This is a genomic window from Nocardiopsis sp. RV163 (assembly GCF_001029525.1).
In the GTDB taxonomy this organism is placed as follows: Bacteria; Actinomycetota; Actinomycetes; order Streptosporangiales; family Streptosporangiaceae; genus Nocardiopsis; species Nocardiopsis dassonvillei.
Window position 1 is genome coordinate 14353 of sequence record NZ_LEKI01000068.1, and the last position, 12876, is coordinate 27228.

Below are 12876 nucleotides of genomic sequence, written 5' to 3' on the forward strand. Positions count from 1 at the left end.
GTCTGCCGTCGCGGGGCGGTCGCGGCGGCTGCCCGCCGTGTGTCCGAAGCGGCGCGTGCGCCCCCGGCAGGCGGCCGTGCGAGCCGAGAGCGAAGGGGACGGGCAATGGATCTGGGACTGAAGGGGGCGCGGGTCGCCGTGACCGGCGCCAGCAGGGGGATCGGCCGGGCCATCGCCCAGTTGTTCGCCGCCGAGGGCGCCGACCTCGCGATCTGCGCGCGCACCCCCGAACCGCTGTCCGTGGCGGCCCGCGAGCTGGAGCAGACCGGCGCCCGCGTGTTCTCGCGCGCCCTGGACGTCACCGACCACGACGCGCTGCCCTCCTTCGTCGAGGACGCGGCGGCCGATCTCGGCGGCCTGGACGTGCTGGTGTCCAACGTCTCCGGCGGCAGCGCGCCCACCCCCGACCAGTGGGAGCGCGGCTTCGCGGCCGACCTGATGCCCTTCGTGCGCCTGACCGAGGCGGCCGAGCCCCACCTGCTGGCCTCCGAACGCGGCGGCTCGGTGGTGATGATCTCCAGCACCTCGGCGCTGCACACCACCGTGCCCGCCGGACCGCGCTCCTACGGCGCGGTCAAGGCCGCGCTCAACCACCACGCGTCCTCGCTGGCCCGCGCCTGGGCGGGGGAGGGGGTGCGGGTCAACACCGTCTCGCCCGGACCGATCGAGTTCCCGGGCGGGGGCTGGGCGCGCCGCCGCGAGAGCGACCCGGGGTTCTACGAGTCCGTGCGCGAGCGCATCCCCTACGGCCGCCTCGGCCGCCCCGAGGAGGTCGCCCGCGCGGTGGCCTTCCTGGCCAGCCCGGCCTCGGCCTACGTCACCGGACAGAACCTGATGGTGGACGGCGGTTTCCTCGACCGGATCTGAGCGCGCCGCCCCGGTGCCGGGTTCCGGGCCCGGCACCGGGGGCACGACAGCTCGCGGGCCGAGGGTCAGGCTCGTGCGCGGTCGCCGCGCCGGTGTGCCAGAGGGTGCGGGACCATGACGGTGGCGTCGATCCGTGCGTCGGGGATCAGTCCCGGGATCGGGTGTCGCGCCGGTGCGCCAGCAGGCGCAGGACCACCACGGCCGCGCCGAGCGCACCCGCCGCCAGCGTCGCCGCCGTCACGTCGGGAAGCCACGTCAGGGCCGGGCGCGGACCGTGGCTCGCGGCCACCCCCGCCGCGGCGGCCACCGCGACGATCCCCAGTGCCGACCACAGCGCGCTCGCCCACCGGCGGGGCCGCCGCACCCGCACGGCCGCGACGGCGCCCGCGCCCAGCGCCGCCGCGCCGGCCGTGGGCGCCCACACCGACACCAGGTAGAGCGGGTCGGCGCCGGGGGAGGAGGGGGAGTCCCCGCCCGCGAGCATGTGGGCCAGCCCGAAGCCGACCGCCTGGATTCCGTTGTCGCGCAGCATGTCGTAGGTGTTCTGCAGGACCACCACCGCCCTCTCACGTTCGGGCAGCACCACCACGATCGCCGCGTACCCCGGGGTCGAACCGCCGTGGAAGACGATCGGCTCACCGAGGTCGGACAGGGCGGTGTCGCGCCAGCCCAGGCCGTACTCCTGCGCCGAGCCGGGGACCGGGACCAGCCCCGTGCGGGCCCTCTCCAGCGCGGCGGCGTCCAGCACGGGCGGCTCCGCCGCCACCTGCGCCCGCGCGAACGCGGCCAGGTCGGTGACGTCCCCGCCCAGGTAGCCGTAGGCGGCCCCCTCGTCGTCCACACCGTCGGCGTCGGCCACCGGCACGCCCCACAGTGTGCGGTGCCCCGGGCTCAGCCCGGCCTCCCTCGCCTGGGCCGCGCTGGTGAAGACGCCGTCCATCCCCGTCGGCTCCAGCACGCTCTCGCGCAGGTACCCGCGGAAGTCGCCGGTCACCTCCTCCATGACGGCGCCCAGCACGAGGTAGTTCGCGCTGCTGTACTCGTGAGTGCCCGGGTTCCCCGGCTCCGAGGCGGCGGCGTGCGCCACCCGCGCGTCCAGGTCCGGGGACCGATCGCCGTAGAGATCGCTGGTTGCGGCGGCGGTGCGCCCGGTGAGCCCCGAGGTCTGGGTGAGCAGGTCGCGCACGGTGGGGTCGGCGCCGAACTCCGCGAAGACCGGCAGGTACTCCTCGACCGGTGCGTCCAGGTCCAGGCGCCCCTCCCGGGCCAGGACCAGTGCGGCGGTCGCGGTCACGGGCTTGGCCACCGACCCCCACAGGAACGGGGTGTGCTCGTCCACCGGGGCGCCGTCGCCGTCCACGCCGAAGGCCCCCTGGTGCTCGACGCCCCCGGGGCCGACCACGGCGTAGGCCAAGCCGGGGGTGTCGGTGGCCGCCATCCGTTCCCGGACGTAGGCGTCCATCCCGGAGGGGGCGACGGGAGACGCGTCGTGCGGTGGGGCTGTGACCACGGGGGACAGGGCGAGCAGCAGGGCGAGGGGGACGTGGCTGAGGAGGAGGGGCATTAGGGGGCCTTTCGATAACCGTATATCCATACGATTTTGACCGTACCATGATACGGTTATCCGGTGCCGAGAACCGCAGACCACGCCCAGAGGCGCACGCAGATCACCGGTGCCGTGTGCGAGTTGATCGCCGAACGGGGGCTGGACGCCGTGACCGTGGCCCGCACGGCCGCGCGCGCTGGGATCTCCGTCGGGCTCGTGCAGCACTACTTCCCGTCCAAGGACGACATGCTGCTGCACGCGTTCGAGCGGGTCAGCACGGCCGTCGCCACCCGCGTCGCGGACGTCGTCGGCGAGGGCTCCCGGCACGAGAGGACCATTTCCGAGATCCTTTTGGCCGCGCTGGCCGAGCACCTGCCCCTGGACGAGCCCCGCCGAGCGGAGTTCCGGGTGATCCGCGTCTTCGCCGGACGGGCCCTGGAGAACCCGGCCCTGGCCGAGGTGGACGCCCGCACCGCGGACGCGCTGCACGCCGAGATCGCCCGGGCGGTGCGCAACGGCGTGGAGTGCGGTGAGGTGGAGGCGGACGTGGACGCCGCCGCGTCCGCCGCCCGCGTCGCCGCCGTGGCCGAAGGGCTGGCCACCCAGGTCTACCGGGGCGGGCCCGGTGTCGCTGAGCGCGCCCGGGAGGCGTTGCGCGCGGAACTGGGTTCGGTGTTCACGGGAGAGTGCCGCCAGTACGCGCGCTGAACCGCTGACTTTCCCGGCTGCGGTGGCGGTGTCGCCTCCGGGAGGGTCGGAGCGGCCCGAACGCCCCGGTCGTGTGGCGGGTTGCCTCTCCGCAGACGTGCTGTCGATGTCCTCGCGTGGGCTCTGGAGGTGTTCGCACCAGCTCAGGGGGTGGGGGCGGTTTCGTCCGGTTGGTTGAGGAGTGCGGCGATGTGTTCTTTGGGGTAGCGGCGTGCTCCGCCGGGGGTGCGGAAGGGTTTGAGGACGTTGTCCCATCGGCCTCGGTGGAGGCTGCGGGGTCGGATGTTGAACAGTTGGGCGACTTCGCTGGGTGTGAGGACGTCGGGTCGGCCGTCGAGGAGGTAGCTGTAGTCGGGCATGAGGGGCTTTCCGTGTCCGGTGTTGGGTGTGGTGGATCGGGTGGCCCCGCCTCCCCGGGGAAGGAGGAGGCGGGGCTTCGGGCTGCTGTTGAGGTCAACGGCCCGTCCGCACCGGCCCGGGGGACGGGTCGGGCGGTGCGGAGGATGGGGCGCTGAGCGCTTACGGGGACGCGTGGGTCACCAGGGGAAGACGGCGCGGACGGTGATCGCGCCGCAGGAATGCTGTTTCCAGTCCCAGTAGGAGCACAGGGCCTCGACCAGGCGCAGGCCGTTGCCGCTGGGGCGCAGGGGTTCGGGGCTGGGCACGCGCGGGAACGTGGGTTCGTCGCCGGGGCGGGGTCCGTTGTCGGTGACGCGCAGTTCCAGGTGGCGCGGGGTGCGTTCGATCTCCACGCGGATGCTGCCGCCGGGGAGCCCGGACGCCGAGTGCCGCAGGGCGTTAGTGGTCATCTCGGAGACGGTGACGCCGACGGGTTCGGCCAGGCTGGGGCGGGAGCGGGTGGCCTGGGCGGCCCAGCGGCGGGCGATCCTGACGTGGCCGAGTTCGGGGCCGAGCAGAATGCCTGATGTGGTGGCGGTTCCGCACAGTCGGCGTGGAAGCGGGATGGGCGGAACGGTAGACTTTTGCATGTTTCACCTCGGGGCTTTCGGGGTGGAGCATTCTGCCTCGGGGACCGCTTCCGACTTCGGTCTCCGGGGCTTTTTGCTGCCATCACATACTTGTGCGCCTTGGCTACCTCGCGGTTGCGCCGGCCCTTTGAGCCCTAACCTTGGTGTTTCTTGCTCTCCTCACACCACTACCTGAAGAACTTGCGAAAAGGCCAGACAGGCCTCGGAAGCTCGGCGTAATATTCCGAGCATGAGCGACCCTCCGTTTCGTGAAATCATTAAGACCTTCCGCGATTTGCAAGGCCTCACTCAGGAGCAGTTGGCTGCCCGGGTGGGCTGTTCTGCCGCTTCCGTATCCCGGTGGGTGAACGGACAATCCCTTCCCCATCTCCCTCTTGCGGAGAAAATGGACAAGGTACTCCGCGCGGATGGGAAGCTGATCGCTGCGTGGCGTCAGGCTACGAGCGGACATGCCCTGCCCGAGTGGGCACGAGACTTGGAAGCCATAGAGCGTGCCGCAAGGCAGCTCAGCATTGTGGCACCTGCTCTTATTCCTGGGCTGTTGCAGTGTCCGGAGGTCGCCCGTGGTGTGTTTCGGACAGCACAGCCGCTTGCCACCGCGAAGGAGCTTGATCGCTTGGTGGCTCTGCGCACAGGCAGATTGGAAGAGTTGCCTGACCTCGAAGTGACTGCTGTCTTTCCTGTTACGGCTGTATCTGGCCTCCCTGAGCCCCTTCGTCGGGCGCAGGTGCCGTACCTCATCGAGTGGGCTGAAACGGGGCGGGTCGCGGTGCACCTTGTGCCTGAGGGAACGACGCTCCTCGGCCCTTCGGCTCCGTTGATGCTCTTCCGTCTGGAGTCAGGGGAACTCGCTGTCGTCAGTGATCACGCTGACGGTAACGTGATCCACGAGGACAGCACGCACGACAGACTGTCCGCTCAAGCCACCACCGCGCTGGCAGCATCCCTGCCACTTGCACTCTCGCTCGATGTACTGAGGAAGCTCACATGAACACCACCACCGAATGGCATAAGTCCAGCTACAGCGCCAACGGGGGCAACTGCGTTGAGATCCGCGAGCACAAGGCTGGTTCAGACGTGCGTGACACTCAGAATCGGAACCAAGAGCATCTGACGTTCGCTCGTCAGGAGTGGGCCGCCGTTCTCGCTGTCACGAAGGGATGAGCCGTGAAGTCTGACTGGCACAAGTCCTCCTTCAGTGACGGCGGTGGCGGCCACTGCGTGGAGGTCGCGGAAGGGCCTACCACCCACGTTCGTGACACCCAGAACCGGGAGCTGGGCCATCTGTCGGCTGAGGCTTCCGAGTGGACGGCACTACTGGCCGCGGTACGCGTCCGGTAGCGAAGTACCTCGATCCGGCCCTGCCCGCGCCTGGACAGGGCCGGTTTCTGTTTCCCACCCGTCACCCGCTCCGCACCAGCCGCGCATACACCGCCAAACCGGCCCACAACCGGCCGCACCTGGCTACGGTGTCCACCATGGCTACTCACGAGGAGCTGTCCTCCCGCTATCCCGACGTCCTCTTCACCGACCTGCCGCCCGGCACCCACGGCACCGGGGCGGTCTGGGAGGTCCGGTCCCGAGGCTCCGACACGATCATCATGTACGCGCACACCGACGATCAGGCCGACCGGTACGCGAAGGTCGTCGCCCGAGCGGTCAAGTACCCCGGCCAGATGGGTTGACTACGCCCCGCGCCGACAGACCGGGCTGACCGGGACCCTCCCCGCGTGCGCGGGACCGCGCAGGCTGTCCACAGGGCGAAAAGCGGCCTGGCGCGGTGCCTGCCGGGCGGGCTACGCTCGATTCGGGGGAGTTCTCGTTCCACGCGAGTGCGTAACGCACCCCCGAATCCAGTCTGGCCGGTCTTCCCACCCGCCGCCAAGCCCCAGTTTCCTCCTGTGGACGACCACCTTCGCGTGCCCAGGGAGCGTTGGGAAACCGCCGCACTCCGACCCGGCTCGATCGGAACCATCCCGCGTGCGCGGGGCGCGTTAGGGGCGGGGCTCACCGTGGCCTCCCGCCCCAGAATCATCCCCGCGTGCGCGGGAGCGTGCTTCCTAGGCTGCGGGTCTACCCCTCGCGCAGAATCCTCACCAGGCGGGTCGTCCGCTCCTTCGCCGCGTTCTCCCGCACACCGGTCTCCAGCCCGCCGCCGGTCGCGTCCACCAGCGACACGTGCCGCGTCGCGCGGGTCAGCGCCGTGTACACCTGCGGCCGCGACACCGGCACCTCCGGCGGGAACACCGCCACCACGGCGGGCCACCGGCCCCCGTGCGCGGCGGCCACCGTCACCGCCCAGCCCGGACGCAGCGCCGCCGGGTCGGTCACCCTCACCCGGCCGCCGCCGACCAGTTCCACCACGGCACCGCCGTCCACCTCACGCAGACGACCGGTGTCACCGGGCCCGTAGCCGGGGCCCTCCGCCGTGAACAGCACCCGGTCGCCCACGTCGAACCCGCCGTGCGCACCCGGCCCCGGGTTCAGCCTCTCCTTGCACGCGGCGTTGACCGCCCGCGCACCGGCCGGGCCGTCCTCCCGGGCGGTCACCACCTGCACGTGCTCGGCACCGATCCCCAGCGCGCGCGGAATCGAGTCCGTCACCAACTGCACCACCCGGTGCACCGCCTCCTCTGCCGACGCCGCCGGAACCCGCACCACCTCGCGTCCGGGCGCCTCCACCTCGGGGACCCCGCCCGAGGCCACACCCGCCGCCAGCTCCGCGATCGGCCCCGGCGCGTCCTCGTCGGCCACCTCGGCCACGTGCGCGGTCCGCGACGCGGCGATGTCCACCACCACCTGGCCCGGCGTGGCCGAGGGCGCCTGGTGCGGGTCGGCCAGCAGCACCAGGTGGGCGTCGTCCGCGCACACCGACGCCAGCTCGGCGGCTCGGGCCGCGCCCACCGACATCGCCTCGCACAGCACGACCAGACCGGCATTCAGCGGCGCCTGCGCCAAAAGCGCGGGCAGCGACACCGCCCGCACGGGGGCCTGAACCGCCTCCCCGGGACCCTGCTGGCTCTGCTGTCCCTCGTGGCTCTGTTGACCCTCCTGGCCCTGCTGTACCTGCTGACTTCGCTGTTCCGGCTGTTCCCGGTCCTCCCGCGCTTCGTCAGCCTCTTCGGAACCCTGCGCGTCCGGAGCCTCCTGCGCGCCCGAAGCCCCCTGCGCCACCGGGGACTCCTGTGCCTCCGAAGCCACCGGTGCCTCCGGAGCCCCCTGCTCGCCCGAGGCCGCCTCAGTGCTCTCGTCCCCCCGCGCCGCTTCGTCCTCCCCGGCACCCCGGGTCTCCTCGGCGGCCCCGGACTCGGTTCCGGTCCCGACCTCTGGCACTCCTTCGCCATCCCCGGAAGCTCCGGTCGCGGCCCGATCCCCGCGGACCCGCGCCAAGTCGGCGTTGACGGCCGCCGCGGCCTGCGCGGTCGGCGCCGCCACCGCTATCCCCACCCGGCTGTCGGTGGCGATCGCGTCCAGGCACACCAGCGCCCGCGCGATCTCCGCCGCGTCGCCGGGGCCGTGCCGCAGCACCGTCACCGGGCGCAGGGTCGCCGTCACCAGGGCCTCGCGTGTGCGATCCGAGATGGTGAACCCGCCCCGCTCCACGGCCGCGTCCACCGTCTCGCCCGCGGTCGCCGAGTCCATGATCGGCTCGTTGCCGCCGATCAGCCGCAGCAGTTGTTCACCCAGCCGCTGTTCGGCGTGCCCCACCTCGGGCAGCGCGTAGAACAGTTCGGTGTCGGGCAGGTCCGGGACCCCGCCTTCGCTGAAGTCGAAGTCCTCGTCGTCGTCCTCGTCGGTGCTCTCCAGCACCACCGCGCTCCCGTCGGCCACGGCCGCCTCCAGCGCGGCGGCCGGATCGGCCACCCCGAACCCGCCCACGACCGAGGCCAGCTTCTTCTCCTCGACCACGGTGTGCCCGCGCGCGGCGGACATGCGCAGCACGTGCCCGGTCAGCGCCGCCAGCCGCCGGGGGTCGCCGGGCCGCGCGTCCCCGCCCAGGTGCCTGCGGGCGCAGAAGTCGGCCTGATCCGGGGTCACCTGCGGCAGCCGCAGCAGCAGCCACGGGTTCGCCTCCAGCGCGGCTGCGGCCCCCGGCCCCAGCGCGCTCAGCAGCCGGGGCGCCAGAGCGCCCGGCGCGCCCATCCGGTCAAGGACGGCACTGACCTGTTCTGCCTCGGACACCTCGGGCGGTTCCCCTCGTCATACGGATCACGGACTCTGGGGGAGCCTATCGACTGGCGACGACGCTCGGTTCCCGCTTCCGGGGTGCGCCCGCCGCCACGCGCTCCGCCCGCCGCCTGCCACGCGCTCCGCCCGCCGCCTGCCGCGCCGGTCGTCGTCCGCACCGGCCGCCCGGACCCCGCGAGTCTTCCGGACGCGTCCCGGAGCCCCTCCGGCCCCGGAAAGCTCCCCGAGTCCGGGAGCACCCCCGGCCCGCCCGCTACTCCCGCTTCGCCCGGTTGCCGCGCCCGCGCCGCCCCTCGCGCTTTCCCGGCTTCCCCGTCGGGCCGTCCGCGCCGACGACCTGGCGTACGGCCGCGCACGGGTCGGTCGTGGGGGAGGACTCCTGGACGGCGACGGCCGCGTGCTGGGCGATCCGGCGGAACAGCTCGCGCGCGGGCGCGTCGAGTCCGGCCAGGATGTGCTCCTCCGCCTCACGCACGCGTTCCCTGAGCGAGGCCAGCACCTCGCGGCCGTGCGCGGTGGCGCACACCCGCCGCACCCGCCGGTCGCCGGGGTCCACCCGGCGCCGCACGAGGTCGGCCTGCTCCAGGTCGTCGAGGAGGTAGGTCATCACGCTGCGGTCGATGAGCAGCCGCTCGGCCAGGGCCGCCTGGGTGGGGGGCTCGTCGAGTGAGACCGCGGTGAGCACGTGGTAGCCGCGGCTGCCGTGCGGGACGCCGTCCAGGACCGCCTCCACCCGCTCGTGCCACCGGCGCAGGAGCACGGCCAGCGACCACCCCAGGTCGGTGTCCTGTTCCGGAGCCGGGTCCGCGTTCCCGGCCTGGGTCCGGCCGGGCTTGGGAGTGGGGAGTGCCATGCTCCGAGGCTACCAGGAATAGGTGGCACACAAGATAAGTTGTTGCCAACATCGTTGTTTCGACAAACTAGTTCCGGCTTCCTCCCGAGGAGAGAACCCAATGCCCGACTACGGACACCCCCTGAGGTTCGGCACCTTCATCACACCCGCGGCGCAGGACCCCGACCGCACCGTCGCGCTCGCCGAACTCACCGAGGCGGCCGGACTGGACCTGGCCACCTTCCAGGACCACCCCTACAACCCCGGCTTCCTCGACACCTGGACCCTGCTGAGCTGGGTGGCCGCGCGCACCACGCGCCTGAGCGTGTCGGCCAACGTCCTCAACCTGCCCCTGCGCCCGCCCGCGGTGCTCGCCCGTTCCGCCGCCAGCCTCGACCTGCTCTCCCACGGCCGCTTCGAACTCGCCCTGGGCGCCGGAGCGTTCTGGGACGGCATCGAGGGCATGGGCGGCAAGCGCCTCACCCCGCGCCAGGCCGTCGACGCGCTCAGCGAGGGCATCGACGTCATCCGCGCCGCCTGGGACACCGACGCCCGCGGCGGCGTCCGCGTCAACGGAGAGCACCACCGCGTGCGCGGCATGAAGCGCGGCCCCGAGCCCGCCCACGAGATCGGCATCAGCCTGGGCGCCTACAAGCCCCGCATGCTGCGCCTGGTCGGCGCCAAGGCGGACGGCTGGCTGCCCAGCCTCGGCTACCTCAAGCTGGAGGACATGGCCGGGGCCCACCGGACCATCGACGAGGCCGCGCAGGCCGCCGGGCGCGACCCCCGCCAGGTTCGCCGCATGCTCAACCTCGCCCAGACCGCCTTCCTGCCCACCGGGAAGGACTTCCTCCAGGGCCCGCCCGAGCAGTGGGTGGACGACCTGCTGCCCCTGGCCCTCGAACACGGCTACTCCACGTTCATCGTGGGCACCGACGACCCGCGCACCATCCAGACCTTCGGCGCCGAGGTCGCCCCCGCCCTGCGCGAGGCCGTGGACCGCGAACGCGCGGACGCGGGCACCGACACCGGTCCGGCCCGCGACGCCGCCTCCCTGGCCGCGCGCCGTTCGGGCATCGACTACGACGGCGTCCCCGAGAACCTGCGCGAGCACGCCGTCGAACCCGGTGACCGCGCCTACGCCCGCGTCCGCCACGGCTACATGCAGAAGGGCTCGCCGGGGCTGGTCCTGCGCCCCGGCAGCGCCGAGGAGGTCGCCGAGGCCCTCGCCCACGCCCGCGCCCAGGACGCCGACCTGCACGTGCGCAGCGGCGGCCACGGCATCAGCGGGCGCTCCACCGGCGACGGCGGCGTCGTCGTGGACCTGTCGCGGATGAACGGCGCCGAGGTCCTGGACGCGGACTCCGGTCTGGTCAGGCTCGGCGCCGGCGCCCGCTGGGGCGATGTCGCCGACACCCTCGCGCTCCACGGCCTGGCGCTCAGCTCGGGAGACCACGGGGGAGTGGGCGTCGGGGGCCTGGCCACCACCGGCGGCGTGGGCTACATGGCCCGCGCCCACGGCCTGACCATCGACAACGTCACCGCAGTCGAGGTGGTCACCGCGGACGGAACCCCCGTGCGCGCCGACGCCGACCACCACCCCGACCTGTTCTGGGCCATGCGCGGCGCGGGCGCCAACTTCGGCGTGCTCACCGCCGTGGAGGCCACGGCCGCCCCGGTGCGCGACGTGGTCCTCGGCCAGTTCGTCTACGACGCGACCGACACCGCCGCCTTCCTCCGGGCCTGGGGCGAGGTCGCCGAGGCCGCGCCGCGCGAGGTCACCGCCTTCCTCACCACCGGCCCCGCGCGCGGCGGACGCGGCCCGGCGGCCCAGGCCATGGTGGTCTACGCGGGGGAGGACACCGACTCGGCCGTGCGGGCGCTGGAGCCCTTCCTGTCAGTGGGCCCCGTCCTGGACCAGCGCGCCCAGCTCGCGCCCTACCCCGCGATCCTGGCCCGCTCCGACGGGCCCCACCGGGGCCACGGTCTGCCCGAGGCGCGCTCGGGTCTGCTGCACCACGTCACCCCGGAAACGGCTGAGGGCCTGGCCGGGCTGCTCACCTCGGGAGACGTCATGTTCATGCAGCTCAGACAGGTGGGAGGCGCGGTCAACGACCTGGCGGCCGACGCCACCGCCTACGCCCACCGGTCGCAGAACTTCGTGTTGGCGGCCATGACGGCGACCCGGAGCGCCGTGCGCATGGACCAGCGGTGGGCGGACCTGGACAAGCACCTGGAGGGCATGTACCTGAGCTTCGACACCCGTACCGGGCCCGGTGTGCTCGCGCGGGCCTTCCCCGAGCCCACCCTGGACAGGCTGCGGGCCCTGAAGGCCGTGTACGACCCGCACAACGTGTTCGACAAGAACTTCCCGATCCCGCCCGCGACCCGGGGCTGACCGCTTGGCCGGAAGCCGGACGGCCGGTGGGGCGCCTCCCGCGGGAGGGTGCGCCCGGGGGCGTCGCCGCCGGGCGGTGCCGCCCCGCGCGTGGGTTCCGGAGCGGGAGCCGGGGGAGCGCCGACGCCGGGGAGGGGTGTCAGCGCTCGGGGCGCGCCGTGGCGTCGTCGAGCGCGTCGCGGATCTTGGGCGGCAACTCCACGCCCTCCACGCCCAGGATCTCCTCCAACTGCGCCAGGGTGCGCGGACCGACCACCGCCGCGGCCACGCCCTCCTGGTCGCGCGCCCAGCTCAGCGCCACCGCCAGCGGCGACACGCCCAGCCCCTCGGCCGCCGTGCGCACCGACTCCACCACCCGGCGGCTGCGGTCGTCCAGGTAGGGCTCCACGTACGGCGCCATGTGCGGGAAGGCCGCCCGCGAGTCCGGCGGAGTCCCGTTGCGGTACTTGGCGGTGAGCACACCGCGGCCCAGCGGAGACCAGGCGATGAGGTGGGCCCCGGACACCGCCGCGGCGGGCCGCAGGCCGTGGTCGGCGCCCCTGTTGAGCAGCGAGTACTCGGTGCCCACGCTCACCAGGGGCACGCTCCCGGGCCGCGCGCGCTGCCAGGTGGCCAGGGTCGCGAACTGCCACGCCTCCAGGTTCCCCGTGCCCGCGTAGCGCGCCTTGCCCGCCGCCACCGCCGTCTCCATCGCCGCCAGCGACTCCTCGGGCGGTGTGGAGGGGTCGAACACGTGCAGCTGCCACAGGTCCACGTAATCGGTCTGCAGGCGTCGCAGCGAGGCGTCCAGGGAGGCCAGCAGGTGCCGCCGGGAGGCGTCCACCGGCCGGTAGCCGTCGGGCGTGTGGCCGGTCTTGGTGGCCACCACCACGTCCTCGCGGCGCACCGAGGCGCGCAGCAGGCGCCCCAGGATCCGCTCGCTCTGGCCGCCGGTGTAGATGTCCGCGGTGTCCACGAGCGTGCCGCCCGCGTCGACGAACGCGGTGAGCTGCTGCCCGGCCTCCTCCTCGGAGGTGTCCTTGCCCCAGGTCATCGTGCCGAGAGCGGTACGAGAGACCCAGAGCCCTGATCTGCCCACCTGTCGCTGTTCCATGCGGCGGAGAGTACCGCGTCCGTCCGACGCCGTCCTTCGGGCACGCCCCCGCCGTTCCTCTCCGGCGCGGCCGTGACCGGGGCGTTCGCCGCGCCCGCGCCCGTGTTCCGGCTCCGCGAACGGGCTCCTGGAACCTGGTGGCCCGCATCCGCCGCGCCACACCGTTCCCGCGACCGCGGCCGGGGTCCCGCCCTCCCCTCCGCCACGGGCCTACCCTGTGACCATGGCGACACCCGCAGCACCCCAGGACACCCC

General features: G+C 73.2%; 13 protein-coding genes. 7 read left to right on the plus strand and 6 right to left on the minus strand.

Annotation, left to right across the window (positions count from 1 at the left end):
- Nucleotides 1-105 precede the first annotated feature (105 nt).
- Nucleotides 106-867: an SDR family NAD(P)-dependent oxidoreductase gene (locus ABD54_RS13875; protein ID WP_047869900.1), complete on the plus strand. Its 762-nt coding sequence runs from the start codon at nt 106-108 to the stop codon at nt 865-867.
- Between the two features lie 145 nt (nt 868-1012).
- Here ABD54_RS13875 and ABD54_RS13880 read toward each other — a convergent pair whose 3' ends face one another.
- On the minus strand, nt 1013-2431 hold the full coding sequence (locus tag ABD54_RS13880) for a serine hydrolase (RefSeq protein WP_047869901.1): 1419 nt from the start codon (nt 2429-2431) through the stop codon (nt 1013-1015).
- 63 nt (nt 2432-2494) lie between these two features.
- On the opposite strand from ABD54_RS13880, the gene ABD54_RS13885 reads away from it, so the two are divergent.
- Complete coding sequence (locus ABD54_RS13885) at nt 2495-3121, plus strand: TetR/AcrR family transcriptional regulator (RefSeq protein ID WP_047869902.1); 627 nt, start codon at nt 2495-2497, stop codon at nt 3119-3121.
- A 143-nt stretch (nt 3122-3264) separates the two neighbouring features.
- Here the strand turns inward: ABD54_RS13885 and ABD54_RS13890 are convergent, their stop codons facing one another.
- Together ABD54_RS13890 and ABD54_RS13895 are read right to left on the minus strand one after the other, a co-directional pair.
- Complete coding sequence (locus ABD54_RS13890) at nt 3265-3480, minus strand: helix-turn-helix domain-containing protein (protein ID WP_047869903.1); 216 nt, start codon at nt 3478-3480, stop codon at nt 3265-3267.
- Between the two features lie 177 nt (nt 3481-3657).
- Entirely contained in the window at nt 3658-4110 is a 453-nt protein-coding gene (locus ABD54_RS13895) for an ATP-binding protein (RefSeq protein ID WP_047869904.1), read from the minus strand.
- Nucleotides 4111-4339: 229 nt separating this feature from the next.
- Here ABD54_RS13895 and ABD54_RS27255 point away from each other — a divergent pair, with 229 nt between their 5' ends.
- The 4 genes from ABD54_RS27255 (at nt 4340) to ABD54_RS13900 (ending at nt 5795) form a co-directional block, all read left to right on the plus strand.
- Nucleotides 4340-5101, plus strand: a complete 762-nt coding sequence (locus ABD54_RS27255) for a Scr1 family TA system antitoxin-like transcriptional regulator (RefSeq protein ID WP_082166816.1) — start codon at nt 4340-4342, stop codon at nt 5099-5101.
- Complete coding sequence (locus ABD54_RS27260) at nt 5098-5274, plus strand: DUF397 domain-containing protein (RefSeq protein ID WP_082166817.1); 177 nt, start codon at nt 5098-5100, stop codon at nt 5272-5274. The genes ABD54_RS27255 and ABD54_RS27260 overlap by 4 nt, the downstream gene beginning before the upstream one ends.
- A gap of 3 nt (nt 5275-5277) precedes the next feature.
- On the plus strand, nt 5278-5451 hold the full coding sequence (locus ABD54_RS27265) for a DUF397 domain-containing protein (protein WP_082166818.1): 174 nt from the start codon (nt 5278-5280) through the stop codon (nt 5449-5451).
- Nucleotides 5452-5588: 137 nt separating this feature from the next.
- Nucleotides 5589-5795: a hypothetical protein gene (locus tag ABD54_RS13900; protein WP_047869905.1), complete on the plus strand. Its 207-nt coding sequence runs from the start codon at nt 5589-5591 to the stop codon at nt 5793-5795.
- 388 nt (nt 5796-6183) lie between these two features.
- On the opposite strand, the gene ABD54_RS13905 is transcribed toward ABD54_RS13900, so the two are convergent.
- Together ABD54_RS13905 and ABD54_RS13910 are read right to left on the minus strand one after the other, a co-directional pair.
- On the minus strand, nt 6184-8292 hold the full coding sequence (locus tag ABD54_RS13905) for a helix-hairpin-helix domain-containing protein (RefSeq protein WP_047869906.1): 2109 nt from the start codon (nt 8290-8292) through the stop codon (nt 6184-6186).
- Between the two features lie 259 nt (nt 8293-8551).
- The gene (locus ABD54_RS13910; protein WP_047869907.1) at nt 8552-9151 is read right to left on the minus strand and encodes a MarR family winged helix-turn-helix transcriptional regulator; all 600 of its coding nucleotides are present in this window, start codon (nt 9149-9151) and stop codon (nt 8552-8554) included.
- A 100-nt stretch (nt 9152-9251) separates the two neighbouring features.
- Here ABD54_RS13910 and ABD54_RS13915 point away from each other — a divergent pair, with 100 nt between their 5' ends.
- The gene (locus ABD54_RS13915) at nt 9252-11528 is read left to right on the plus strand and encodes an LLM class flavin-dependent oxidoreductase (RefSeq protein ID WP_047869908.1); all 2277 of its coding nucleotides are present in this window, start codon (nt 9252-9254) and stop codon (nt 11526-11528) included.
- Nucleotides 11529-11667: 139 nt separating this feature from the next.
- Here ABD54_RS13915 and ABD54_RS13920 read toward each other — a convergent pair whose 3' ends face one another.
- Nucleotides 11668-12621: an aldo/keto reductase gene (locus ABD54_RS13920; RefSeq protein ID WP_200904108.1), complete on the minus strand. Its 954-nt coding sequence runs from the start codon at nt 12619-12621 to the stop codon at nt 11668-11670.
- Nucleotides 12622-12876: the final 255 nt, after the last annotated feature.